Annotated in this window: 1 protein-coding gene; it reads right to left on the bottom strand. The window is 33.0% G+C overall.

What is annotated here, in order from left to right:
• Window positions 1–18: 18 nt before the first annotated feature.
• On the bottom strand, window positions 19–439 hold a 421-nt coding region (locus V6U76_RS05480; protein ID WP_333024140.1), incomplete at its 5' end, for a G protein-coupled receptor family protein.

Consider the following 439-nt stretch of genomic DNA (forward strand, 5'->3'; position numbering starts at 1 on the left):
CAGGTGTTTTTTAGAAAACTAATTTTTTATATCAAAGCTCATCGAAACGGTTGATGGAAGTTTTATTTTACTAATGGAATTAGTCTTCTGTTTCCAGGCATTCTTTACGTAATCAAATGTTGCTTTATTTGCCGTGAAGGCGACGAACAGATACATTCCTTGTAACGTGGACAACAGTAATGTTATATCACCAATTATCTTCTCGTTGGTTTTTCGTCCAAAATAGTAAAACATTTGAACAAAACCGGTGATTAAACCCAGTCTCATGTAAGCTGCTAATTTTATGTTATCGTATTTATTGCTGGTCTTTAAGTTTGTCTTCTTTCGAATAGCTTTTGTATTTCGAAATGAAATAAACGTTAAAGCCGTGAGAAGCAAATTAAGGATTACCAACGTTATACCACGAAACATAATATAACTCACTCTGTGTGTAATTTTG

The sequence above is a fragment of the Wolbachia endosymbiont of Pentidionis agamae genome (assembly GCF_036711655.1).
In the GTDB taxonomy this organism is placed as follows: Bacteria; Pseudomonadota; Alphaproteobacteria; order Rickettsiales; family Anaplasmataceae; genus JAZHPY01.